The organism is Leifsonia sp. McL0618, assembly GCF_049994905.1.
Classification (GTDB): Bacteria; Actinomycetota; Actinomycetes; order Actinomycetales; family Microbacteriaceae; genus Diaminobutyricibacter.
On sequence record NZ_CP188258.1, the window covers coordinates 3,124,147 to 3,145,654 of the forward strand.

At 68.3% G+C, this 21,508-nt stretch carries 24 protein-coding genes; 16 read left to right on the top strand and 8 right to left on the bottom strand.

The features are described 5' to 3' along the window. Positions 1–6 precede the first annotated feature (6 nt). On the bottom strand, positions 7–777 hold the full coding sequence (locus tag ACPPVQ_RS15050; protein WP_426515921.1) for a phytanoyl-CoA dioxygenase family protein: 771 nt from the start codon (positions 775–777) through the stop codon (positions 7–9). Positions 778–897: 120 nt separating this feature from the next. Here ACPPVQ_RS15050 and ACPPVQ_RS15055 point away from each other — a divergent pair, with 120 nt between their 5' ends. The 9 genes from ACPPVQ_RS15055 to ACPPVQ_RS15095 all read left to right on the top strand — a co-directional run bounded on the left by ACPPVQ_RS15055 (position 898) and on the right by ACPPVQ_RS15095 (position 10,548). After that, positions 898–1,758, top strand: coding sequence for a helix-turn-helix domain-containing protein (locus ACPPVQ_RS15055; protein ID WP_426515922.1), 861 nt, complete (start codon positions 898–900; stop codon positions 1,756–1,758). A 72-nt stretch (positions 1,759–1,830) separates the two neighbouring features. Continuing rightward, complete coding sequence (locus ACPPVQ_RS15060; protein WP_426515923.1) at positions 1,831–2,823, top strand: SDR family oxidoreductase; 993 nt, start codon at positions 1,831–1,833, stop codon at positions 2,821–2,823. Positions 2,824–2,990: 167 nt separating this feature from the next. Next, on the top strand, positions 2,991–4,175 hold the full coding sequence (locus tag ACPPVQ_RS15065) for an ROK family transcriptional regulator (RefSeq protein ID WP_426515925.1): 1,185 nt from the start codon (positions 2,991–2,993) through the stop codon (positions 4,173–4,175). 147 nt (positions 4,176–4,322) lie between these two features. Further along, positions 4,323–5,657, top strand: a complete 1,335-nt coding sequence (locus tag ACPPVQ_RS15070) for an ABC transporter substrate-binding protein (RefSeq protein ID WP_426515926.1) — start codon at positions 4,323–4,325, stop codon at positions 5,655–5,657. A gap of 1 nt (position 5,658) precedes the next feature. Next, positions 5,659–6,633 (top strand): carbohydrate ABC transporter permease, encoded by a 975-nt coding sequence (locus ACPPVQ_RS15075; RefSeq protein ID WP_426515927.1) that lies wholly within the window; start codon positions 5,659–5,661, stop codon positions 6,631–6,633. Continuing rightward, a complete protein-coding gene (locus tag ACPPVQ_RS15080) occupies positions 6,630–7,532 on the top strand; it encodes a carbohydrate ABC transporter permease (protein ID WP_426515928.1) in 903 nt (300 codons plus the stop codon). The genes ACPPVQ_RS15075 and ACPPVQ_RS15080 overlap by 4 nt, the downstream gene beginning before the upstream one ends. A gap of 2 nt (positions 7,533–7,534) precedes the next feature. Next, positions 7,535–8,806 (top strand): 6-phospho-beta-glucosidase, encoded by a 1,272-nt coding sequence (locus tag ACPPVQ_RS15085; protein ID WP_426515930.1) that lies wholly within the window; start codon positions 7,535–7,537, stop codon positions 8,804–8,806. Beyond that, entirely contained in the window at positions 8,803–9,828 is a 1,026-nt protein-coding gene (locus ACPPVQ_RS15090; protein ID WP_426515931.1) for an N-acetylglucosamine kinase, read from the top strand. The genes ACPPVQ_RS15085 and ACPPVQ_RS15090 overlap by 4 nt, the downstream gene beginning before the upstream one ends. A 96-nt stretch (positions 9,829–9,924) precedes the next feature. Continuing rightward, complete coding sequence (locus tag ACPPVQ_RS15095; protein WP_426515932.1) at positions 9,925–10,548, top strand: protein-L-isoaspartate(D-aspartate) O-methyltransferase; 624 nt, start codon at positions 9,925–9,927, stop codon at positions 10,546–10,548. Between the two features lie 26 nt (positions 10,549–10,574). Here the strand turns inward: ACPPVQ_RS15095 and ACPPVQ_RS15100 are convergent, their stop codons facing one another. Next, complete coding sequence (locus ACPPVQ_RS15100) at positions 10,575–11,321, bottom strand: gamma-glutamyl-gamma-aminobutyrate hydrolase family protein (protein ID WP_426515933.1); 747 nt, start codon at positions 11,319–11,321, stop codon at positions 10,575–10,577. Between the two features lie 109 nt (positions 11,322–11,430). Between ACPPVQ_RS15100 and ACPPVQ_RS15105 the strand changes: the two genes are divergently transcribed. The 6 genes from ACPPVQ_RS15105 (at position 11,431) to ACPPVQ_RS15130 (ending at position 16,523) form a co-directional block, all read left to right on the top strand. Continuing rightward, the gene (locus tag ACPPVQ_RS15105) at positions 11,431–12,078 is read left to right on the top strand and encodes an NADPH-dependent F420 reductase (RefSeq protein ID WP_426515934.1); all 648 of its coding nucleotides are present in this window, start codon (positions 11,431–11,433) and stop codon (positions 12,076–12,078) included. Positions 12,079–12,092: 14 nt separating this feature from the next. Next, on the top strand, positions 12,093–12,950 hold the full coding sequence (locus tag ACPPVQ_RS15110; protein ID WP_426515935.1) for an arginase family protein: 858 nt from the start codon (positions 12,093–12,095) through the stop codon (positions 12,948–12,950). Between the two features lie 47 nt (positions 12,951–12,997). Next, entirely contained in the window at positions 12,998–13,783 is a 786-nt protein-coding gene (locus tag ACPPVQ_RS15115) for a crotonase/enoyl-CoA hydratase family protein (protein WP_426515937.1), read from the top strand. 76 nt (positions 13,784–13,859) lie between these two features. After that, positions 13,860–15,302, top strand: a complete 1,443-nt coding sequence (locus tag ACPPVQ_RS15120) for a dihydrolipoyl dehydrogenase family protein (RefSeq protein WP_426515938.1) — start codon at positions 13,860–13,862, stop codon at positions 15,300–15,302. 1 nt (position 15,303) lies between these two features. After that, positions 15,304–15,669, top strand: coding sequence for a Fe-S oxidoreductase (locus ACPPVQ_RS15125; RefSeq protein WP_426515939.1), 366 nt, complete (start codon positions 15,304–15,306; stop codon positions 15,667–15,669). After that, a complete protein-coding gene (locus tag ACPPVQ_RS15130; RefSeq protein WP_426515940.1) occupies positions 15,666–16,523 on the top strand; it encodes an SDR family NAD(P)-dependent oxidoreductase in 858 nt (285 codons plus the stop codon). The genes ACPPVQ_RS15125 and ACPPVQ_RS15130 overlap by 4 nt, the downstream gene beginning before the upstream one ends. 195 nt (positions 16,524–16,718) lie before the next feature. Here ACPPVQ_RS15130 and ACPPVQ_RS15135 read toward each other — a convergent pair whose 3' ends face one another. The 4 genes from ACPPVQ_RS15135 to ACPPVQ_RS15150 all read right to left on the bottom strand — a co-directional run bounded on the left by ACPPVQ_RS15135 (position 16,719) and on the right by ACPPVQ_RS15150 (position 19,745). Continuing rightward, positions 16,719–17,183 carry an SIP domain-containing protein gene (locus ACPPVQ_RS15135; protein ID WP_426515941.1) on the bottom strand — a complete coding sequence of 155 codons (465 nt, stop codon included), beginning with the start codon at positions 17,181–17,183 and terminating at the stop codon, positions 16,719–16,721. 65 nt (positions 17,184–17,248) lie between these two features. Then, on the bottom strand, positions 17,249–18,676 hold the full coding sequence (locus ACPPVQ_RS15140) for an amidase (protein ID WP_426515942.1): 1,428 nt from the start codon (positions 18,674–18,676) through the stop codon (positions 17,249–17,251). A 67-nt stretch (positions 18,677–18,743) separates the two neighbouring features. After that, on the bottom strand, positions 18,744–19,109 hold the full coding sequence (locus tag ACPPVQ_RS15145) for a hypothetical protein (protein WP_426515943.1): 366 nt from the start codon (positions 19,107–19,109) through the stop codon (positions 18,744–18,746). 201 nt (positions 19,110–19,310) lie between these two features. Further along, positions 19,311–19,745, bottom strand: a complete 435-nt coding sequence (locus ACPPVQ_RS15150; RefSeq protein WP_426515944.1) for a VOC family protein — start codon at positions 19,743–19,745, stop codon at positions 19,311–19,313. 70 nt (positions 19,746–19,815) lie between these two features. Between ACPPVQ_RS15150 and ACPPVQ_RS15155 the strand changes: the two genes are divergently transcribed. Then, positions 19,816–20,148: a DMT family transporter gene (locus tag ACPPVQ_RS15155; RefSeq protein WP_426515946.1), complete on the top strand. Its 333-nt coding sequence runs from the start codon at positions 19,816–19,818 to the stop codon at positions 20,146–20,148. Positions 20,149–20,172: 24 nt separating this feature from the next. Here ACPPVQ_RS15155 and ACPPVQ_RS15160 read toward each other — a convergent pair whose 3' ends face one another. Together ACPPVQ_RS15160 and ACPPVQ_RS15165 are read right to left on the bottom strand one after the other, a co-directional pair. Further along, on the bottom strand, positions 20,173–20,721 hold the full coding sequence (locus ACPPVQ_RS15160) for a DUF2781 domain-containing protein (protein WP_426515948.1): 549 nt from the start codon (positions 20,719–20,721) through the stop codon (positions 20,173–20,175). Between the two features lie 36 nt (positions 20,722–20,757). Next, positions 20,758–21,492, bottom strand: coding sequence for a hypothetical protein (locus ACPPVQ_RS15165; protein WP_426515950.1), 735 nt, complete (start codon positions 21,490–21,492; stop codon positions 20,758–20,760). Positions 21,493–21,508: the final 16 nt, after the last annotated feature.

The window sequence follows — 21,508 nt, forward strand, 5'->3', positions numbered from 1 at the left end:
CGACGGCTAGCGCGGGAGCGGCGGGAAGTCCGCGTCGGGCAGCCGATCACCACGCGCCAGTGCGAGCCCGTCGGTCACCGGATGCTCACCACCGCTGAACGTCAGGTCGCGGTCGACGTAGATGTTGACGTGTGCCCAGCGGAACTCGTCGGTGTCGTTGGCGTTGGCCGTGTGCGGTGTATACCCGTTGTGGAATGTGACGTCGCCCGCCCGCAGGGGGATCGTGACCCGCTCTTCCCAGATGAGGTCGGGGGCAGCGGTGAAGAGGTCCGTTCCTCCCGTGAGTTCGATCGCGCGGATGTCGTGGCGGTCCTGCTGGCCCGGGATGAACGTCATGCACCCGCGCTCGACGGTGACGTCGGTGAGCGCGATCCACGCCGAGAGGCTGTGCCGCGAGTTCTCGTGGGGCCAGTAGGGAGCATCCTGGTGGTATTCGGTCTTCGCTCCGTTGTGCGGGGCTTTGACCAGCAGCTGGTCGTGCCAGAGCCGCACCGGCACCCCGGACAGCTCCTTCGCGATCGAGGCGAGGTCGGCGTTGAACGTCAGCTCGCGCAGCACGTCGTCGGTCTTCCAGACCTGGATGATCTGGCGGAAGATCCTGCCCGCATAGGCGAGTCCGGTGTCGGCGTCGTATCGTCGGGAGGCGGCCTCGCGGTAGCGGGCCACCTCGTCACCGGTGAGCACCGACGGAATATGGGCGAACCCGTTGCGGCGATAGGACGATACGAGGTCGTCGTCGATCCTGAACGGAGTCGAGACGAGGTCGGCACTGGCCATGATTCGAGCCTTTCGGTAGTCAGGGGCGGCGGATGCGCACACTCCATTCTTCATCGCCGACACGCGCTCACGTAGTACGATGCGACCCAGAACTAGCACGATCCTGCTATTGGAGCTCTCGTGGACCTGTACCGCCGTCGCGACATCTTCGTCGCGCCCGACGAGGAAGTGGGCGCCGCGCGCATCGAGGTCGGGGGCGACGTCGCCGAGCACACGCACGACTTCATCGAAATCGCCTTCGTGCTTCAGGGGCAGGCGCTCCACCGCTCAGCGACGGGGTCGGCGACCATCGGGCGGGCATCCGTCGCCCTTGTGCGCCCCGGCAGCTGGCACGCCTATGAGCGCCTCCAGGCGCTGACCGTCGTCAACCTCTATATCGCGCCGGACCTGCTGCACCGAGAGCTGTCGTGGATCCTCGACTATCCTGCGCTGGCCTCCGCCCTGTTGCGCGGGGGTGCGTCGACGGGGTCGATCTCCGAGGAGGCCCTCGAACGCGCATCCGTCTGGCTTCTGCAGCTCGAGACGCAGCCTCCTCCCCGTCGTCGCCCGAGCCTTCTCGGCCTCACCGCGTGCATCCTCGCCGAACTGGTGGATGCGCGCCTCACCGGCGCTCCGGCCGTAGCGCGGGCATCCTCATCGTTCGTCCGCCGGGCCATGGCGCTGCTCGCCGACGATCCTTCGCGTCCGTGGACCGTCGAGGCGCTTGCGGCCGAGACGAGGATCTCGGCCCCGCACCTGCACCGCTCGTTCCGGAGCCAGGTCGGGATGCCGCCGATGGCCTGGCTCGACCAGGTGCGTGGCGAATCGGCGGCGCGACTCCTTGTGCAGACCGACCTGCCGGTGTCGGAGATCGGGCGTGCCGTCGGCTGGTCCGACCCCAATTACGCCAGCCGCCGGTTCCGTGCTCTCTACGCCGCTACCCCGACCGAATACCGTCAGCGGTTCCGCACGCAGGCCGACGGAGGAGGCGCCGGCAACTGAGGCGAGCGTCACGGGTCGGGACCGGGCTACGCTGAACCGGTACAGGGGACGGGCACAGAGGGAGTGGGACGCATGGCGGCGACACGGACACTTTTCATCGGGGGCACGGGAGTGATCAGCTCGGCGTGCGTCGCCAGGGCCGTTGAGAAGGGCCACGAAGTCACGGTGCTGACACGGGGTCGTCCGACGAGCCGTCCGCTGCCGGACGGTGTCGAGGAGCTGCACGCGGACATCCGTGATCCGCAGACCGTGCACGCGGCGCTCGGCGAACGCAGCTTCGACGTGGCGGCCGAATTCCTCGCCTTCACGCCCGAACACATCCGCACCGACCTCGAGTTGTTCGAGGGCCGGGTCGGCCATTACGTGTTCATCAGTTCGGCTTCGGCGTACCAGAAGCCTCCGGCGCGGGTGCCCGTCGTCGAGTCGACCCCCCTGCGCAACCCGTTCTGGCAGTATTCGCGCGACAAGATCGCCTGCGAAGACCTCCTCGTCGGGGCCTACCGCGAGCGCGGATTCCCGGTGACCATCGTGCGGCCGTCGCACACCTATGACCGCACCATGATCCCGACCAGCGGCGGCTGGACCGACCTCGACCGCATGCGACGTGGCGCGCCGGTCATCGTGCACGGCGACGGCACGAGCCTGTGGACGATCACCCACAACACGGATTTCGCGGTCGCGTTCGTCGGGCTGCTCGGTCGCCCGGAGGCCGTCGGCGACGCCTTCCACATCACCTCGGACGAAGCGCCGACGTGGGACCAGATCTACCGCTGGCTGGCCGAAGGCCTCGGGGTGGAGGCCGACCTCGTGCACGTCGCTTCAGAGACGATCGCCTCGGTGATTCCCGAACTCGGCCCCGGGCTGATCGGGGACAAGGCCCACTCGATGCTGTTCGACAACACCAAGGTGAAGACTCTCGTGCCGGAGTTCCAGACGCGGGTCACCTTCGCGCACGGAGCCGGTGAGATCGTCGACTGGCACCTCGCCGACCCCGCGCGCCAGCGGGTCGACCGCGACCTGGATGCCGCATTCGACCGGCTCGCCGACCTGGCCCGCTCGGCCTGAGCATCCGCCCGTCCCGCCTCGCCGCCGATCGGTTGGGCAGAAACGGCCAGTGAGCCTGTCGGCTACTGGCCGTTTCTGCGTATTCGGGAAACGATCTCTTTACTATTAAGAAACTTTCCTGATACATTCTGAGACCAGAATCGTTCCAACGAAGGGATGTGCGGCGCGTGACACCGAAACCGGTACCCGGAACGCCCTCGTGGCTTCGCGAGACCAACGACCGCACCGCCCTCGCCCTGCTGCTCGAACACGGTGTGCTGACCCGCACCAGGATCGGCGAACTCTCCGGGCTCTCGAAGCCCACCGCCGCCCAGATGGTCGCCCGTCTCGAGACGGCCGGGCTCATCCACGCCGTCGGCGAGGTCTCGGGTGGACGCGGTCCGAACGCCGCCAGCTATGCCGTTCGTGCCGACCGCGCGCTCGGCGTCGCCGTCGACATCAACTACCAGGTGATGCGCGCCACCGTCGTCGACGCCGGCGGCCACGAGCATCCGACCGTCACCCTCACCCTGTCGCGCTCCGCACGGGATCGCTCCGCGGTGACGGATGTCCGGACCGCCATCGAGAAGGCCTGCGAAGCAGCGGGCGCACCGACCGGCGCCGTGCGAGCGGTGAGCGTCGGCGTGCAGGGTGCGCTCGATCCCCGCACCGACGAGCTGAGCTTTGTCGAGACCCTTCCCGGATGGCCGCGCAAGGGTATCCGGCGTCACCTGGAGGATGCACTCGGCATCAGCGTGCACATCGACAACGACGTGAACCTCGCTGCGATCGCCGAACGCTCGGAAGGTGCGGGTGCAGACTCCGGCGGTTTCGCGCTGCTCTGGATGGGCGACGGCCTCGGCCTCTCCGTCGACCAGGGCGGGGTCGTGCACCGGGGAGCCTCCGGGGGTGCTGGCGAGATCGGGTACCTTCCGATCCCGAAGTCGGCAGGCGCACTCGACCCCCAGGCCGCCGACCTGCAGGACCTCATCGGTGGGCCGAGCGTCGCACGGATCGCGCGATCGCACGGGCTCAGAGGCCGCGGCTACGCCGCCCTCGCCGAGGCGATCTCCAGCTCGCCCCAGCGCGAGGCCGTGCTTCAGGACCTGGCGCCGCGCATCGCCGTCGGCGTCGTCCCGGTGCTGGCACTTCTCGACCCCGAACTTGTCGTTCTCGGCGGCCCCACCGGCCGCGCCGGCGGCGACCGCCTGGCCGAACTGGTCGGGCAGCACCTCCGGCGTTCCTCACGCTGGACGGCCACCATCGTCGCGACCGACGTGTCCGAGCATCCCGTTCTCCGTGGAGCGCGCGAGCACCTGCTGGCCGAGGTGCGCAACTCGCTGTTCTCCGAGGTCAGCCGCATCACCGCCTGACCGCCCGCACCACCCTGACGCACAACAGCACCGAATCACCACGCACCACGCACCACAGCACCACAAGCAGAACAACCGGCCGCGCCCGCCAGAGTCGATGAAGCACCGAACGGGCACCGCCATCAGACAAGAAGTGAGGAAGACACAGTGAAACATCATTCCCGCATCATCGCCGCCATCGCGGTCACCACCGCAGCAGCGCTGACCCTCGCCGGATGTTCCGGCGGTGCGAGCGCCACCGCATTCCAGTCGACTGCCCCGTCCGACCTCTCGGGCACCGTCTCGTTCTGGCACTTCTTCTCCGACCGCGAAGCGAAAGTGATCCAGTCCGTCGTCGACGACTTCGAGAAGAAGTACCCCAAGATCAAGGTCGAGGTGCACTCCGGCCAGGACGACGAGAAACTCCGCAAGGCGATCGCGACCGGAAGCAAGGTCGATGTCGGGCTGTCATACTCGACCGACATCGTCGGCAATTTCTGCTCGACGGGCGCGTTCCGCAGCCTCAACAAGGTGATCGAGCGCGACAAGGTCGACATGAGCCAGTTCTCTCCGACGGTGAAGAGCTACACCGAGTACAAGGGCAACCGGTGCTCGATGCCCATGCTCGCCGACGTCTACGGCCTCTACTACAACAAGGACCTGCTCACCGCGGCGGGGTTCACCGCTCCCCCGAAGACGCTGTCGGAGCTGGAGAAGATGGCGGACAAGCTGACCACGTACAACCCGGACGGCTCGATCAAGACGCTCGGGTTCAACCCCACCATGGGCTGGTACGAGAACGCGGCGGCGCACTATGGACCCGCAGCGGGCGCCGAGTGGCTGAAGGCGGACGGCACCAGTGCGATCAGCTCCTCGCCGGGCTGGACCGAGCTGATCAACTGGCAGAAGGCCTACGTCGACAAGATCGGCTGGAACAAGCTGAACACGTTCACCTCGGGCCTCGGCCAGGAGTTCTCGGCCGACAACGCCTTCCAGAAAGGCAAGGTCGCCATGAACATGGACGGCGAATACCGCACGGCCTTCATCGACGACCAGGCGAAAGACCTCCACTACGGCACCGCGCCCTTCCCGACGGCCGACGACCACACCGACCTCTACGGCGGCGGCTACATGACCGGCAACATCATCGGCATCTCGAAGGGTTCGAAGAACCCGGAACTGGCGTGGGCGTTGCTCAAGTACCTGACGACCGACACGAGTGCGGTCGTCAAGCTGGCCAACGGCCTGAAGAACGTGCCCACCACGACGGATGCGCTCAACTCGCCCGACCTGCAGGTATCCGAGCAGTACAAGACGTTCCTCGATGTCGCAGCGAACAAGAACGTCTCGACGACCCCGGCCAGCCCCCTCGGTGCCGGCTACCAGCAGTCGTTCCAGGACTGGTGGAACAAGTACCAGAGCGAGGGCGGCGACGTCCAGGCCGGCCTGAAGAGCGTCGACAAGCAGATCAACGACGCCCTCGCACTCGTCTCGGGTCCGTGACGTGACATCCACCACCACACGCGAGGGGCGGGCGGCGACTGCCGGCCGCTCCTCGCGGGGCGGTCGCAAGCTGGCGACACTCGCGCTCCTGACGCCTGCGCTCCTGGGCCTTGTGATCTTCTTCGTCTACCCGCTGATCGCGTCGGTGTACTACTCCTTCACGCGGTTCGACCTCGTGTCGGCGCCGCAGTGGATCGGCCTGCGCAACTACGTCTACCTGTTCACGCAGGACCCGAACGTGTGGACGGCGACGGTCAACACGCTCTGGTTCATCGTGTTCTGGGTGCCGGCGAAGCTGGTCTTCGCCCTGCTGATCGCCGGACTTCTCGCCCGGGCGAAGAAGGCCTCGGGGATCTGGCGGACGATCTTCTACCTTCCTGCCCTCGTACCGCCGGTCGCGAGCGTGGTCGCGTTCGTCTTCCTGTTCAACCCGGGCACGGGGCCGGTGAACCAGATTCTGAAGGTGTTCGGCATCCAGGGACCCCTGTGGTTCAACGACCCAGCCTGGTCGAAGCCGTCGCTGGTCCTGCTGGGCATCTGGGTCATGGGCGACATCATGATCATCTTCCTGGCGGCGCTGCTCGACGTGCCGCGCGAGCAGTACGAGGCGGCCTCGCTCGACGGCGCGAACGGGCTGCAGCAGGTGCGTTACGTGACGGTTCCGAGCATCGGGCCCGTATTGCTCTTCGCCCTCATCACCGGGGTGATCGCTGCCGTGCAGTACTTCACTGAGGCCGCGGTCGCATCCGGGGTCGCATCGGGCAAGGCGGTCGTCGGCGAAGGCATCGGCTCGAACATCGGCTACCCCGACCAGTCCCTGCTCACCTATACGCAATGGCTCTATGTGCGCGGCTTCAGCACCTACCAGCTCGGCTACGCCTCGGCCCTCGCGGTCATCCTGTTCATCGTGTCGAGCGCGATCCTCATCGTCCTGCTCCGCCGTTTCAAGGCGTTCACCCCGGAAGGCGCACAATGACCTCCGCTACGCTCACCGAACGACCCGCCCCGCCGCCGGCGCCGCCGGCGCCCAACCGGCGCAAACCTCCGCTGCGCGGCCGGCGCCTGCTCGGCTGGATCGCCGAACACACCGTGCTGGTGGCTCTTGCCGTGCTGTTCATCGCACCGGTCGTCTTCGTCGTGCTGACCTCGCTGATGTCGAGCGACCAGACGCTCACGGCTTCGCTGTGGCCGAAGCCGTTCGTCTGGAGCAACTACCTCACCGTGTTCCAGACCGTGCCACTGCTGCAGTGGTTCGGCAACTCGGCGATGTACGCCGTGCTGGCGACCGCCTTCATGCTGCTCTCTTCCGTTCCGGCCGCGTACGCCCTGGCGAAGATCAAGTTCCGCGGATCGAACGTGCTCTTCACAGCGATCATCATCGCCATGCTCCTGCCGCCGCAGGTCACGGCCATCCCGATCTATGTCATGTGGTCGCAGCTGAACCTGACCGGAACCCTGTGGCCGCTCATCCTGCCGAACCTGCTCGGCGACGCGTTCTCGATCTTCCTGCTGCGGCAGTTCTTCCTCACCATCCCGAGCGAGTACGCCGACGCCGCCCGTATCGACGGGTGCGGCGAGTTCGGCGTGCTGTGGCGCGTGATGATCCCGATGGCGAAACCCGGCATCGCCGCGACCGCGATCTTCATGTTCTTCAATTCGTGGAACGACTACTACGGGCCCCTGCTCTACACGTCGGAGAACTCCGACAACTGGCCGGTCGCCTACGGTCTCGCATCCTTCCGCGGCGTGCACGGCACCGACTGGGGCCTCACCATGACGATGACCATCCTCGTCACCGTCCCCGTCGTCCTCATCTTCTTCTTCGCCCAACGCGTGTTCGTCGAGGGCATCACATTGACCGGCGTGAAGGGATAGCCGTGAAACTTGCTGTCGTCGGTGGAGGTTCCACCTACACACCCGAACTCATCGACGGGTTCGCGCGCATGCGCGACCTGCTCCCGATCGAGGAGCTCTGGCTGGTCGACACCGACCCGGATCGCCTGCGGCTCGTCGGCGGGATGAGCGAGCGCATGTTCCGCGCCGCCGGCCACTCCGGGCGCATCGTTGCGACCGATGACCTCGTCGCCGGCGTGTCCGACGCTGATGCCGTGCTCATCCAGCTTCGGGTCGGCGGCCAGGCTGCACGTCACGGGGACGAGACCTTTCCCCACGAGTGCGGCTGCATCGGGCAGGAGACCACGGGTCCGGGCGGCTTCGCAAAGGCCCTGCGCACCGTTCCGGTCGTGCTGCGGGTCGCCGAGGCGGTGCGGGCACACGCGAAGCCGGATGCGTGGATCGTCGACTTCACGAACCCGGTCGGCATCGTCACCCGCGCACTCCTGCAGGAGGGTCATCGCGCCGTCGGCCTCTGCAACGTCGCGATCGGCTTCCAACGCCGCTTCGCGAGCCTGCTGGGGGTCGACCACACCGCGATCACGCTCGGCCACGTGGGGCTCAACCACCTCACCTGGGAGCGCGCGGCTTTCGTGACCGACGAGAGCGGGACACACGACGCACTGCCCGGCCTGCTCGCAACCCACCTCGACCAGCTCGCCGAGGAGATCGAACTGCCCGCATCGCTGATCTCGCTGCTCGGCACCGTGCCGTCGTACTACCTGCGCTACTACTACGCACACGACGCGGTGCTACGGGAGCAGCTCGGCGCACCCACACGCGCGCAGGCGGTACAGGAGGTCGAGCGCGCACTTCTCGAGCTCTACGCAGACCCCGCAGTGGATACGAAACCGGATGCGCTGGCCAAGCGCGGCGGCGCCTTCTATTCCGAGGCGGCCGTCGATCTGATCGCGTCCCTCACGTCGAACCGGCGGGACACACAGATCGTGAACCTGCGCAACAACGGTGTACTGCCGTTCCTGCCGGACGACCATGTGATCGAGGTTCCCGCCGTGGTCGGTGCCGACGGCGTCACCGCGCTCCCGGTCGAGCCGCTTCCCGCCGACCTCGCCGGCCTCATCTCGCATGTCGCCGGGTATGAGCGGCTCGCACTCGACGCTGCCGTCCACGGCGGTCGTGACCGCGTCGTCCGCACGCTTCTCGCGCATCCGCTCGTCGGACAATACGACAAGGCCGAGAAACTCGCCGACCTGCTCATCGCGCGCAACCGCGACCACCTGGCGTGGGCACGATGAGCGACGCATATCCCGCCGACGGCATCGTCCTCGCCGTCGACGGCGGAGGCTCGAAGACGGATGCGGTCGCCCTCGACCTCGCAGGCACCGTCCTGGCGAGCGCACGGGCCGCGACCTCCAGCCCGCACATCATCGGCGTCGACGCGACGATCGCCCTCATCGACGGTCTCGCGAACGAAATCGTGAAGCAGACCGGGGGCCGCCCGATCGTACAGGCGAACATCTACCTCTCCGGCCTCGACCTGCCGGCCGAGGTGGCGGCGTTCTCGCGTTCCATCGGCGCCTTCTCCTGGGCGACCGGCGCATCCGGTCGCCCGGCGATCGTCGAGAACGACCTGTTCGCCCTGCTGCGCGCGGGAACGAACGAAGCGGATGCGGTCGCCGTCGTCTGCGGGACAGGTATCAATTGCGTCGGCGTCCGCTCTGACGGAGCAGTCGTGCGGTACGCGTCGCTGGGGATGATCTCCGGCGACTGGGGCGGCGGCTGGCACCTGGGCGAAAAGGCGCTCTGGCACGCGGCGCGGGCCGTCGATGGGCGCGGGCCTGCCACATCCCTCGTCGATGCTGTTCCTGAGGCGTTCGGCCTCGCCGACGTGCAGGCGGTCATCGAGGCGATGCATTTCGGGCGGCTGGCGAATGCGGAGCTCTCGGCGCTCAGCCCCGCGGTGTTCCGGGCAGCGCGCGAGGGTGACGCTGTCGCCGGGCGGCTCGTCGACCGGCAGGCGGAGGAGATCGTGGTCTTCGCCGAGACGACGCTGCGCAGGCTCGACCTGCTCGACCGGCCGACGCCGCTGGTGCTGGGCGGCGGCGTCATCGGAGCGCGCGACGAGCGACTGCTCTCGGGGATCGAGCGCGGACTGGCGGAACGCGCCCCCTTCGCCCATATCGAGCTCGTCACGGCGGCACCCATTCTCGGAGCGGGCCTGCTGGCCCTCGAAGCGGTCGGGGCGGGCCGGGATGCACTGGAGACAGCGCGCGCCGGCCTCTCGTCGCGCCAGGCCTCGCTCTCCGTCACGAGGTAGGCCGGCCGGCACGAGGGGTGCTTCCCGATTGCGCGGACCGGTGGTCTAATCAGACAAAGGGAGGATCTCACGGCATACGACGACGCTCGGCGCCGGATGGTTCAGCGGCAGCTCATCCCGCGCGGGATCGGGGATCCACGGGTTCTCGACGCGATGGCGCGCGTGCCGCGGCACGAGTTCGTGCCGCTCGATCTCGTCGACTACGCCTACGACGACCGGCCGTTGCCGCTGAGCGACGGACAGACCATCTCGCAGCCGTACATCGTCGCGCTGATGGTCGAGTTCGCACGGATCGGCCCGGATGACGTGGTGCTCGACGTCGGCACCGGCTCGGGCTACGCGGCAGCCGTGGCCGCAGAACTCGCCGACCGCGTCTACAGCATCGAACGCCAGCCTCGCCTCGCCGCGAGCGCCGCGACACTGCTGAGCAGGCTCGGCTACCGCGTCGAGGTGATCGAAGGCGATGGCTCGCTGGGGTGGCCGGGGGCCGCTCCGTACGACGCCGTTCTCGCGGCGGCGACGGGACCATCCGTGCCAGGCGCCTGGGTCGAACAGCTGGCTCCGGGCGGCCGGATCGTCATGCCGATCGGGTCACCACGGGGAGCCCAGCACCTGGCGGCCTTCACCCTCGACACCCACGGCCGGCTGAAGGAGCAGAACCTCGGTGCTGTCAGCTTCGTGCCGCTGCTCGGGGAGCAGGCCTGGCCGGTCGAAGGCTGACGCGTCGTTCGGTCGGCCCGCTCGCGTCAGGCCGCCACGCGTGCGGCGACCGGCACGCGATCGAGGGATGCGAGCAGCGCGGCGAGCTGTCCGGTCGGCGCACCCGGATCTTCCGGATGCCACTGCACGCCCACGATCGGCGCGGTCGCGTGCTCGATGGCCTCGATCTCGCCGCCGGGCGTGTGGCCGACTGCCAGCAGACCGTCACCGAGTGCTGCGATTGCCTGGTGGTGGGCGCTCTTCACCTGAACCCGCTCGGCGCCCAGCAGGGCCGCTACCGCACTGCCCGGCGCGACCTCGACGGCATGTGACGACATGATCTGCTCGATCGGGGCACCGTGGTTCTTGTGCACCGTTCCGTCGCCCAGGTGCTGGATGATCGTTCCGCCAAGGGCCACGTTGATGATCTGGTGCCCGCGGCAGATTCCTAGCAGCGGAGTCCTGCGCTCGAGCGCGCGGAGCACCAGGGCGATCTGGCCTTCGTCGGCGGACGGGAAATGGGCGCTCTCGCCCTCATAGCCGCTCGCGCCACCGTAGAACCGTGGAGCGATGTCCTCGCCGCCCATGATCACGACAGCATCGGCCGCGTCGGTCTGCGCGAGAAGCGACGCCGGACCGAGATCCGCCGCTGCGACACGATCGACGCTCCAGCCGAGTTCTTCGGCGAGCGCGATGGTGCGGCCGATGAGCACCTGCACATAGTCGTGGTAGCCCGGATCGTGTGCCCTGAAGCGCGTGACCTCGACCACGGCGAGGGAGCGGGATGCGGGCATGACATCCAGTGTGCCTGCGGGGCGTTTGCGGCGCATCCGCCGCGTAATACCCCGAAACACACCCGCCGCCGTCGAAATATGCCGGGGCCGACCGTGGTTGCCTCATCACATGACCACTCTCGGACTCATCGGCGCCGGACACATCGGCGGCCAGCTCGCCCGCCTCGGCGTCGCCTACGGCTACAACGTCGTCGTCAGCAACTCCCGCGGACCGGAAACACTGGCGGAACTCGTCGACGAACTGGGGCCGTCCGCCCGCGCGGCGACGGTGGAAGATGCGGCCCGGTCGTCGGACCTCCTCGTCGTGACCATCCCGCTGAAGAACATCGGGAGCCTGCCCGCCGCCGCCTTCGACGGCAAGACGGTGATGGACACGAACAACTACTACCCCCAGCGCGACGGACACATCGTTTCTCTCGACGACGAGACGACGACCGTCTCAGAGCTCCTGCAGGACCAGCTGCCCGGCGCCCACGTGGTGAAGGCGTTCAACCACATCTTCTCGTCGGGACTCGCCGCCGACGGCCTGCCCGCGGGCGACCCGCACCGGCGCGCGCTCGCGATCGCAGGCGACGACGAGACCGCCAAGGCCGCGGTCGCCGGCTTCATCGACACGATCGGGTTCGATGTGGTGGATGCCGGCCCCCTCGCCGAAGGCTGGCGCTACCAGCGGGACACCCCGGCCTACGGTCCGCGACTGACCGAAGGCGAACTGGGCGAGGCACTCGCCTCTGCCAAGCGTTACCGCGACATGTAGGGCAGACTGGGTGCGTGGCTGCACGCTTCCTGGTGATACCCCAATGGCAAGGCTCCGGTTCGTCGCGCGCGATGCGGCTGATCGACGGGGCAGAAGCGATCAAAGGCGACCTGCCGGCTTCGGCCACGCACGTCGTCGAGGTGCCGCTGGAGGCAGGAGAAGCCCTCGATACGGGGGTGCACCGCTTCTCGGCGCTCGTCGCCGTCCGTGAAAGCGCGCTGGCCGAACTGCGCGCCCTCGAAAGCCCCGTCGTCACGATCGGCGGCGACTGCGCGGCCGACCTCGCCAGCGTGCAGCACGTCGTGGCCTCCCGTCCTGCCGGCGACGTCACGCTCGTCTGGCTCGACGCCCACGGAGACCTGAACGATGCGGCCACGTCCCCCTCCGGCGCGTTCCACGGCATGGTGCTGCGCACCCTCCTGGGCGACGGGCCGCAGGGCCTCGCCTCGACCGGCGCCGAGGTATTGTCCCCGACGAACGTGATCCTCGCCGGAACGCGCGCGCTCGACGACGGTGAGAGCGCATACGTGGATGCCGCGGGCATCCGGGTGGTCGGTGTCGAAGACCTGGCAGACCCTGCGACTCTCATCGCCGCGATCGAGGCGACCGGAGCATCCGCCGTCTACCTGCATGTCGACCTCGACGTGCTCGACCCGGCCAGCGTCGCCGGAATCGGGTTCCCCGAACCGTTCGGCGTTCAGCCCGAACAGCTCAGCGACCTGATCCGCGCGGTGCGCGGGCGCTTCGAACTCGCAGGAGCCGCACTGACCGAATTCGCTCCCGAATCGCTCGACGCCGCCTCGGCCGACCTCGCCGTCATCCTGCGCGTGCTCGGCGCCATGACCGCACCGCTCCCCGGCGCGGTGCGCTGAGGCTGCGACCGGATGAGGCGGCCGGCCCGCGAGGGTAGCCTCGGATCATGACCGAACCCAGGATCCTCACCGAACGCCGCGGGCACGTTCTGCTCATCGGCTTCAACCGGCCCGACAAGCGCAACGCCGCCGACTTCGAGTTCCTCAGCCAGCTTTCGCTCGCCTACGGTGAGCTCGAGCGCGATCCCGACCTGCGCGCCGGCCTCGTGTACGCGGTCGGCGATCACTTCACCGCGGGGCTCGACCTCGCAGACCTCGGGCCCCGGATCGGAGCCGACGGCATCGACTACGTCACCGAAGGCGGCATCAATCCCTGGCAGGTCTCGGGCGAACAGCTGAGCAAACCCGTCGTGATCGCTGTCCAGGGAACGTGCCTCACCCTCGGCATCGAACTGATGCTCGCGAGCGACGTCGCGGTTGCTGCGCAATCGACCCGGTTCGGCCAGGTCGAAGTGACCCGCGGAATCCTCCCCTTCGGCGGGGCGACGCTGCGTTTTCCGCGTGCCGTCGGCTGGGGCAACGCCATGCGCTGGATCCTCACCGGCGACTACTTCGACGCGGCGGAAGCACACCGCATCGGCCTCGTGCAGGAGGTCGTCCCCGACGGCGAGCAGTTCGACCGGGCGCTCGCGATCGCCGAGCGGATCGCAGCCCAGGCGCCGCTTGCCGTGCAGGCGACGCTCGCCAATGCGAAGCTGGCCATCCGTGACGGCGACGCCGCCGCCGAATCAGAGCTTCAGCCGGCCCTCGCCCGACTCGCAACGACAAAGGATGCCCGCATCGGCATGGAGGCGTTCCTGCGGCGCACAGAAGCCCAGTTCGTGGGGCGCTGACCGTGCGGGCGGGCGGGGCCGCCTGAGCGTACAGTGGCCGACCACAGCGTGACATCGACACCGTGAAGGAGCACCCATGAACGCAGCCGAGTACGACGTGATCGTGATCGGAGCCGGCACGGTCGGGGAGAACGTCGCCGACCGTGCCGCCCAGAGCGGCATGCACACTGTCGTCGTGGAAGCGGAGCTCGTCGGCGGCGAGTGCTCCTACTGGGCCTGCATGCCGTCGAAGACACTGCTGCGCAGCGGTGCGCTCCTGCGGGCCGCGAGCAAAGTCGGCGGGGCGCGCGAGGCGATCACCGCGGAGCTCGACGTCGCCGCCGTGCTCAGACGCCGCGACTGGATGACCAGCGACTGGACCGACGACGGCGGGGTCGAATGGCTCACGAGTGCCGGCATCGACCTGGTGCGCGGTCACGCGGTTCTGACCGCACCTCGCGAGGTCACCGTCACGGCGGCCGACGGCACGGTGACGAAGCTCACGGCCACACACTCGATAGCCGTGTGCACCGGTTCGGTCGCCACGCTTCCCGACCTCCCCGGCCTCCGGGAGAGCCGGCCGTGGACGAGCCGCGACGCGACCAGCGTCAAGCATGTGCCTGAACGCCTCGCCATCCTCGGCGGCGGAGTCGTCGGCGTCGAACTCGCGACCGCGTATGCGGGGTTCGGAACGCGGGTCGACCTCATCGCCCGCAGCACCCTGCTGTCGAACCAGGAACCGTTCGCCGGCGAGCTGGTCAGCACCGCGCTCGAGGATCTCGGTGCGAGGCTGCACCTGCACACGGGCGTCGGCCGCGTCGAACGCACTGCCGCCGACACGGTGCGCATCGAACTCAGCAACGGCGACACCGTCGAAGCCGACGAGATCCTCGTCGCTGTCGGCCGCCATCCGCGCACGGGCGACCTCGGTCTCGAGAACGTCGGACTCGAGCCCGGCGACTGGCTGGAGACCGACGACACGATGAGGGTCATCGGCGCAGACGGCTCGCCGGTCGAGTGGCTGTACGCCGCGGGCGACGTCGTGCACCGCGCGCTCCTCACACACCAGGGCAAATACGAAGCGCGCATCGCCGGGGATGCGATGGCTGCACGCGCGAAAGGTCACACCCTCCCGACCGAGCCGTGGACGACCTACGTCGCAACCGCCGACCATTCCGCGGTGCCGCAGGTCACCTTCAGCGACCCGGAAGTCGCATCGGTCGGGCTCACCGCAGCGGCAGCCGAGAAGGCAGGCCACCGCATCCGCGTCGTCGACTACGACATGAGCGGACTGTCCGGTGCGAGCATCGCCGCCGACGACTACGTCGGCCAAGCCCGCCTCATCGTCGACGAAGACCGGCACGTGGTGCTCGGGGCGACGTTCGTCGGAGCGGATGTCGGGGAGATCCTCCACTCGGCCACAATCGCGGTCGTCGGCGAGGTTCCGCTCTCCCGCCTCTGGCACGCCGTACCGTCGTTCCCGACGCTCAGTGAAGTGTGGCTGCGCCTGCTCGAAGCCTACGGACGACCGACGGAGTGATGTGAAGACGCTCGAAGACCTGCTGTTCGATTCGCCGATCAGCCGCCTCGGCTACTTCTATGCGACGGCGGTCGGACTGGTGTGGGGCTTCATCTGGAGCACCGGACCGATCGAGCGCCGGGCCGGGTTGTTCGTTTTCCGCGGCCTGCCGGCCTGGTCGTTCGGGCGAGGCGGGTCATGTGTCGGCGGCTGTTACCTCACCGGGCAGAACGTGAGCGACGACGTCATGGAACACGAAGCGGTGCACAAGCGCCAATGGCAGCGGTACGGGATGCTCTTTCCGCTGCTCTACCTGGCAGCGGGCCGCAATCCGCTGAAGAACCGATACGAGATCGAGGCCGGCCTCGAGAAAGGCGGCTACCTGTGAGCCAGCGGAAGCGCACGATCGTGCTCACCGGAGCGAGCTCCGGAATCGGGGCGGTCGCCGCGGAACGTCTCGCGGAACAGGGAGCCGAGTTGGCCGTCGTCGGCCGCAACCCCGAGAGGACCCGGGCGATGGCCGACAAGGTCGGCGGCACGGCCTTCCTCGCTGACTTCGACCGGCTCGACGATGTTCGCAGCCTGGCCGACGCGCTCCTCGACCGCTACGAGAGGATCGACGTGCTCGCCAACAACGCCGGCGGGCTGCATTCCCGCCGCGAGGTGACCGTCGACGGGCATGAGCGCACGATCCAGAGCAACCACCTCGCTCCGTTCCTGCTGACGAACCTGCTTCTGCCTCGACTGATCGAGACGGCGAAAGGCCTCGGCGAAGGCGAGCACGCACCCCGCGTGGTCTCGACGGCGAGCCTGGCGAACCTCTTCGGGCATGTGCGGCTCGACGACCTCGACTGGGAGAAGCGGGCCTGGGCGGGCGGGTGGCGCGCCTACGGCACCTCGAAGCTGATCACGATCCTCTTCATCCGCGAACTCGCAGAGCGCCTCACCGGGGCGGGCGTCGACGCCTTCTCGTTCCATCCGGGAACCGTGGTGACCCGGTTCGGCAACTCAAGCGGCTTCATCCGTTTCGGCAACTGGGCGACCCGCGGCAACTACGGCATCCCGGCCGAAGCCGGTGCTGCGCCACTCATCGCGCTCGCCGGAGATGTGCCGGTGGGTGCGCCGAGCGGAACCTACTTCGACCAGCTCAGGGCGAACGGCCGCGTGCGCGCACAGGCGGCGGATGCGCACCTCGGCCGCGACCTGTGGGCGCTGTCGGCGCAGCTCACCGGGGTCGCCTGACGGGGCTTGTCGCGACGCTTTCCGCGACGCATTCCGCCGAGACGGTCAGTTGCGGCCGAGTGTGCTTGTTGCGTCGGGCACGCTCGACCGGAACGTGCACGCTCGGCCGAAGAGCCGGCGCAGCGCGGTCCGTTCGAGGCGCAGCCGGCGCAGCCGGTGCAGCGCGGCGCAGCCGGCGCAGCCGGCGCAGCGCGGTCAGTTCGAGGCGCGGAGGCGGAACGCCGTCGGAGCGGAGACCACGTCGGGGCGCATGCCGATCTCATCGACGAGGTGGTCATGGACGTCGGCGACCAGTGCATAGCCGCCGGCGAGGATCGCGTGGGTCTCCCCCGGCCCATCGCACAGCATCTCGGCCGTCCAGGCCTTCACCGCGCGCAGCGCAGCCTGGCCCGGGCGGCAGGGCTCACCGCTGCCCGGGGCCCCGGCACGGGCCGCCCGCGGAAGCCAGGTGACGGTCATGCGCAGGGGCGTCACGAGAACGGAGACGTCACCGGGCCGATCGACCTCGACGAAGACACGGCCGCGAGCGCACAGCGGAAGGAGCGCAAGCTCGCTCTCGAGCTCTGCGAGCGACGACTCGTCGCCGACGACGAGGTACTGCACCCGATCGTCGTGATGCGCCGTACTCCCGGTGTGCTTCGCGTGATCTGGCCGGTACATGACGCATTCAGTATAGGCATGCCTAACCTAAGGAATTCCGAGTGCGGGGGCGATCCCCGGGCGCGCTACCAGACCGGCGGATGGCGGCGGTCCCAGCGGATGCTGCGCTCCAGCTGACGCGCCAGCGATAGCAGCGTCGCCTCCCCGCCGGGCCTCCCGATCAGCTGCACACCCATCGGCAGCCCGTCCTCCGTCTGCGAGACCGGCAGCACGATCGCGGGAAGCCCGCTCACATTCAGCATGGATGTGAAGGGCGTGTACTGCACCTGCTGCGCGAAGTTGCGTTCCCCGTCCTCCTGGTCGAACCACCCGAGCGGCCGCGGTGTCATCGCCATCGCCGGGGTCAGCACCGCGTCGTAGCCTGCGAGCTGGCGGATCATCGAGCGCTCATAGGTGGTGAGCGCCGTCAGCGCCTCGCTCAGCTGCCGGGCGGAGAGCTCCCGCCCGCGCAGGACCAGCCAGCGCGTCAGCGGCTCGAGAAGGTCGAGCGCGTCGCCTTCGGCCGGGATGCGCGCGGCGCCCGCCTGCCAGATCGTGCGGAACGCGGGCGCGTACGTCTCGTCGTGCTCGAGCGCGGTCTGCTCGATCCCGTGCCCGAGGGCGTCGAAAGCCAGGACTGCCTCCTCGAGGGCGCCGAGCGCCGCCGGGTCGATGGCGATGTCGTACGCGTCGTCCCACGCCGAGGTCGTCATCACCCCCAGCTGGAAGCGGCCCTCGCCACGGATGGCCGCCCCGAGGAGCGGCCCGTCATCGTCGTCGGGGGCGCGAAGCGTGTAGTGGTGGTCGATGGCGCCGTGTACGCGGGCGATCATTCCGTCGAGGAGGAGGGCGGCATCCGCCACTGTCCGCGCCAGCGGTCCGTCGACGACGAGCCCCGCCAGTGAGTCGATGCCGCTCCCGGCCGGCACCAGCCCGCGCGTCGGCTTGAGGCCGACCAGCCCGCACGCAGCGGCCGGGATGCGCACCGAACCGCCTCCGTCGGATCCCGGCGCGAACGGCAGCAGCCCGGCCGAGACCGCCACGGCTGCACCGCCGCTCGAACCGCCCGACCCGAGGTCGATGTTCCACGGGTTGCGGGCAGGCGGGGCCGCGAGGCTCTCGGTGTAGGCGGGAAGGCCGAACTCAGGAGCGTTCGTCTTGCCCAGGCTGACGGCGCCGGCCGCATCCAGTGTCTCGACGATCTCATCCGAGCGGTCGGGCACGAACCCCGCCATCAGCCGTGACCCGAACCCGGCGTGCACGCCCGCACGAAGCCAGAGGTCTTTGTCGCCGAACGGGAGCCCCCAGAGTGGAGCCGTGCGCGGCACGGCGGTCGTGACGTGCCCTGCGCGCTCGAGAGCGGCATCCCGCGTGACCGTCACGAACGCTCCCAGGTCGGGGTTCAGGCGGTCGATGCGATCGAGGTAGTGGGTGGCAAGTTCGACCGGTGAGACGGAGCCGGCCTGCAGCTCCTCCCATTGTTCGAGGGCGGTCAGCTCGTGCAGTTCAGCCATCTCTCGAGACTATCGGCGCAAGGCCCCGGGGCCGTCGAGCACAGGAAGAAGCACCCCAAATTGCCCGCTACTCGACGCGGGCCGCGAGGTCGGTGAGGAGCTGGTGGAAGAGGGCTGGAGTGTCGGCGATGACGGCGCGGCCGGTGATGGGGCCCGCCCAGTGGGCGGTCTGCGCGACGTTGACGAGTTCGTGTTCGACCCGGGCGCCCTCTTCATCGGGCAGCACCCGGTATTCGCCGCGGTACCACCATCCGCCCTGCACGACGAGCGTGCGCGTCTCGTCATGGCGGAGGAAGAAGGATGCCTGGCCGGCCTGCGGAGTCACGAGATCAGCGAGGGCGTCGTACGTCGTGTCGGGGTCGGCGTGCACGACGCCGGCGAGCGCAAGCACTGGCGTGTTCTTCGCGGGCCGTTCGAGTGGCGCTTCCTGCATCCCCCGATGCTACGCAATAAATGGACGGGACCGGCAGGTATCGTCCCTGCCGGTCCCGGTTTTCGCATCTGCCTCGCCACGACCCGGTTACCATCTTTTGCGTGGCATCCGGACCGTCGATGACGTCAGTCTCAATCTAGGTCGGCCCGGGGTGGCAGAACCAAACCCCCACCGTTTCCGAAACCGGGTGAAAGGGAACGCTCAGCTTTCGAGCCGGCCGCGTTCTTCGAAGAGGGTGATGTGCAGGTCTGCGGGAGCATCGAGCCGGGCGTTCAGGGACTGCCATGGTGTCAGCGTCGGCGCGGCGACCAGGGCTGCACCCGCATCCACCAGGTCTGCGGTCACCGCAGCGGTGTCGCCGACTTCGAAGGCGAGCCGGATGTGCGGTGCGACCTGCCTGCCGACTTCCACCTCGTCGATCATGCGCTTCTGTGCCGGGTTCGCGATTTCGAGGGTCGCTCGTCCGGCGTCGAGGATCGTCACCAGCGCACCCCCGTCAGCTGCGTACGACTCCTGTTCGGGCAACCCGAGCACTTCCCGGTAGAACGCGAGCGCCGCCCCGTAGTCTTCTGCTTCGACGACGACCCGCAGTTGCCTCACCCGGGGTTTCGCCTCGTTGCCGGTCGCATCATCCATGAACCCGCCTCCTTATCGGTACGTTTGCTCCAGATCGGGTATCCGCGCCCGACGACAGGAGCAACCGAGCATGCTGGGCTACGTATTCCTCGCGATCGCGATCGTCACCGAGGTCATCGCGACGACGTTCCTCAAGTTCACGTCCGGCCCCGACCCCAAGTGGTGGGCCTACCTGATCGTGATCGTCGGCTACCTCGCCTCGTTCGCCGCCCTCTCCCAGTCACTGACACGCGGAGTGCCCCTCGGCGTCGCCTACGCGATCTGGTCGGCGGTCGGAGTCGTGCTGATCGTCCTCATCTCGTGGGTGTTCTTCCATGAGTCGCTCACCTGGGTGCAGCTCGTCGGCATCGTGCTCGTCATCGCCGGCGTCGGCCTCCTGGAGCTCGGCGGCAAGCACGCGTGACCGCAGCCGGCCGCGCGGCCGGGATCAGAACTTGCGTGTGAACGGCATGGGCTTGCGCATCCGGATCAGCAGCAGCAGCGGAACCAGCACGTACGGTCCGTTGTAGAGCAGGAAGATGATCGGCTGCGGCGTGCGCTGGGCGGCGTCGCCGAAGAACTCGACGCCGAAGATCGGGATGGCCGTGAGGCTGATGATCATGGTCGCGTAGATCACGCTCGGCAACTGGATCCAGTTATAGCCCTTGACCAGGCAGATGTTGAGCAGCACATAGAACGGCAGGTAAATGAACGCCGACGTGCCCGTGATGAATCGCAGCCAGATCGGCGGGTTCTCGTAGAGCGGGTCGTACTGCGAGGAGTAGGTGTAGTTCCACTGTGCGAACAGGTTGTGGGTCGTCGCCGTCTGCGGGATGCCGAGGGTCGGGATGGCGTCGCTGATGATGCAGGTCACGATGAACAGCGAAAACATCACCAGGAAGAAGATGTCGATCGGGCGCTGCCGCAGCGTCAGGTTCGGGGGCGTTACCGCAGCGGATGCGGTGAGCTTGTCATCTTTGGGGGTCACGGTGGTCACGAACGACACCTTAGTCACTTCGCGACCGGTTGCCTGCTAAGGCATGGGTGCGGGCAGCGAAGAGACGACCTTGTTCACCTGCTGCAGCAGGGCCACGGCAGCTGCCCTCACTTCTGCGGGCGGCTTCGTGTGCAGGTTCCATGCGTAGCCGACGAATCCGTAGTCGGGGGTGAGTTCGTAGAACGCGCACAGCCTTCCCCCGGGCTCGCAGTAGGTGTAGGAATCCGGCGCGATCGTCGTCGGCGTCTCCGGCCAGCTGAGACCGGCTCGGTATGTGTCGAACACCTGGCGAGTCACCCAGGGAACAACCGAGATCTGCACCGTCGCCGTGGCGGGATCGTAGATGTCGCCGCCCGCCCAGAGGCATCTGAGTGCTCCGGCCCGGTGGTCCGCGAAGCTTGCCGGGGCGATCCCGGGGACGTAAGCCGTCGGCTCGTTGGCCTCGTCCGCGTCCTGGAGGATCACGGACAGGGGAACCACCTGGTCGCATGTGGCGTGCACCCGGACGGTCGGGCCGAGCGATGGCGGCGCCGTCGTCGGGGAGGGCACGTGCGACGGCGAGGGCGACGATGACGGCGAGGGGGACGGGGAGCCCGTCGGCACGGTCACGGACGGATCCGTCGGAAGAGGCGTCGCGGTATCCGTTGGAGGGGGTTCTGTCACGTCGGCGGCGTGCGGGCTGGCAGCGGCATGCGGGACTCCCGCGCTGCAGCCGGACAAGACGAGCGCAAGTCCGACGGCGATCCCCACGAACACCTGAGTGCGGTGCACAGTCATATTCCTCCCT

Coding starts and splice junctions, on each gene's coding strand:
- ACPPVQ_RS15115 (WP_426515937.1), top strand. CDS start 12,998: ATGACCGAACCCAGGATCCTCACCGAACGCCGCGGGCACGTTCTGCTC.
- ACPPVQ_RS15050 (WP_426515921.1), bottom strand. CDS start 777: ATGGCCAGTGCCGACCTCGTCTCGACTCCGTTCAGGATCGACGACGAC.
- ACPPVQ_RS15080 (WP_426515928.1), top strand. CDS start 6,630: ATGACCTCCGCTACGCTCACCGAACGACCCGCCCCGCCGCCGGCGCCG.
- ACPPVQ_RS15140 (WP_426515942.1), bottom strand. CDS start 18,676: ATGGCTGAACTGCACGAGCTGACCGCCCTCGAACAATGGGAGGAGCTG.
- ACPPVQ_RS15150 (WP_426515944.1), bottom strand. CDS start 19,745: ATGGATGATGCGACCGGCAACGAGGCGAAACCCCGGGTGAGGCAACTG.
- ACPPVQ_RS15135 (WP_426515941.1), bottom strand. CDS start 17,183: ATGTACCGGCCAGATCACGCGAAGCACACCGGGAGTACGGCGCATCAC.
- ACPPVQ_RS15105 (WP_426515934.1), top strand. CDS start 11,431: ATGACCACTCTCGGACTCATCGGCGCCGGACACATCGGCGGCCAGCTC.
- ACPPVQ_RS15145 (WP_426515943.1), bottom strand. CDS start 19,109: ATGCAGGAAGCGCCACTCGAACGGCCCGCGAAGAACACGCCAGTGCTT.
- ACPPVQ_RS15120 (WP_426515938.1), top strand. CDS start 13,860: ATGAACGCAGCCGAGTACGACGTGATCGTGATCGGAGCCGGCACGGTC.
- ACPPVQ_RS15060 (WP_426515923.1), top strand. CDS start 1,831: ATGGCGGCGACACGGACACTTTTCATCGGGGGCACGGGAGTGATCAGC.
- ACPPVQ_RS15090 (WP_426515931.1), top strand. CDS start 8,803: ATGAGCGACGCATATCCCGCCGACGGCATCGTCCTCGCCGTCGACGGC.
- ACPPVQ_RS15100 (WP_426515933.1), bottom strand. CDS start 11,321: ATGCCCGCATCCCGCTCCCTCGCCGTGGTCGAGGTCACGCGCTTCAGG.
- ACPPVQ_RS15095 (WP_426515932.1), top strand. CDS start 9,925: ATGGTTCAGCGGCAGCTCATCCCGCGCGGGATCGGGGATCCACGGGTT.
- ACPPVQ_RS15155 (WP_426515946.1), top strand. CDS start 19,816: ATGCTGGGCTACGTATTCCTCGCGATCGCGATCGTCACCGAGGTCATC.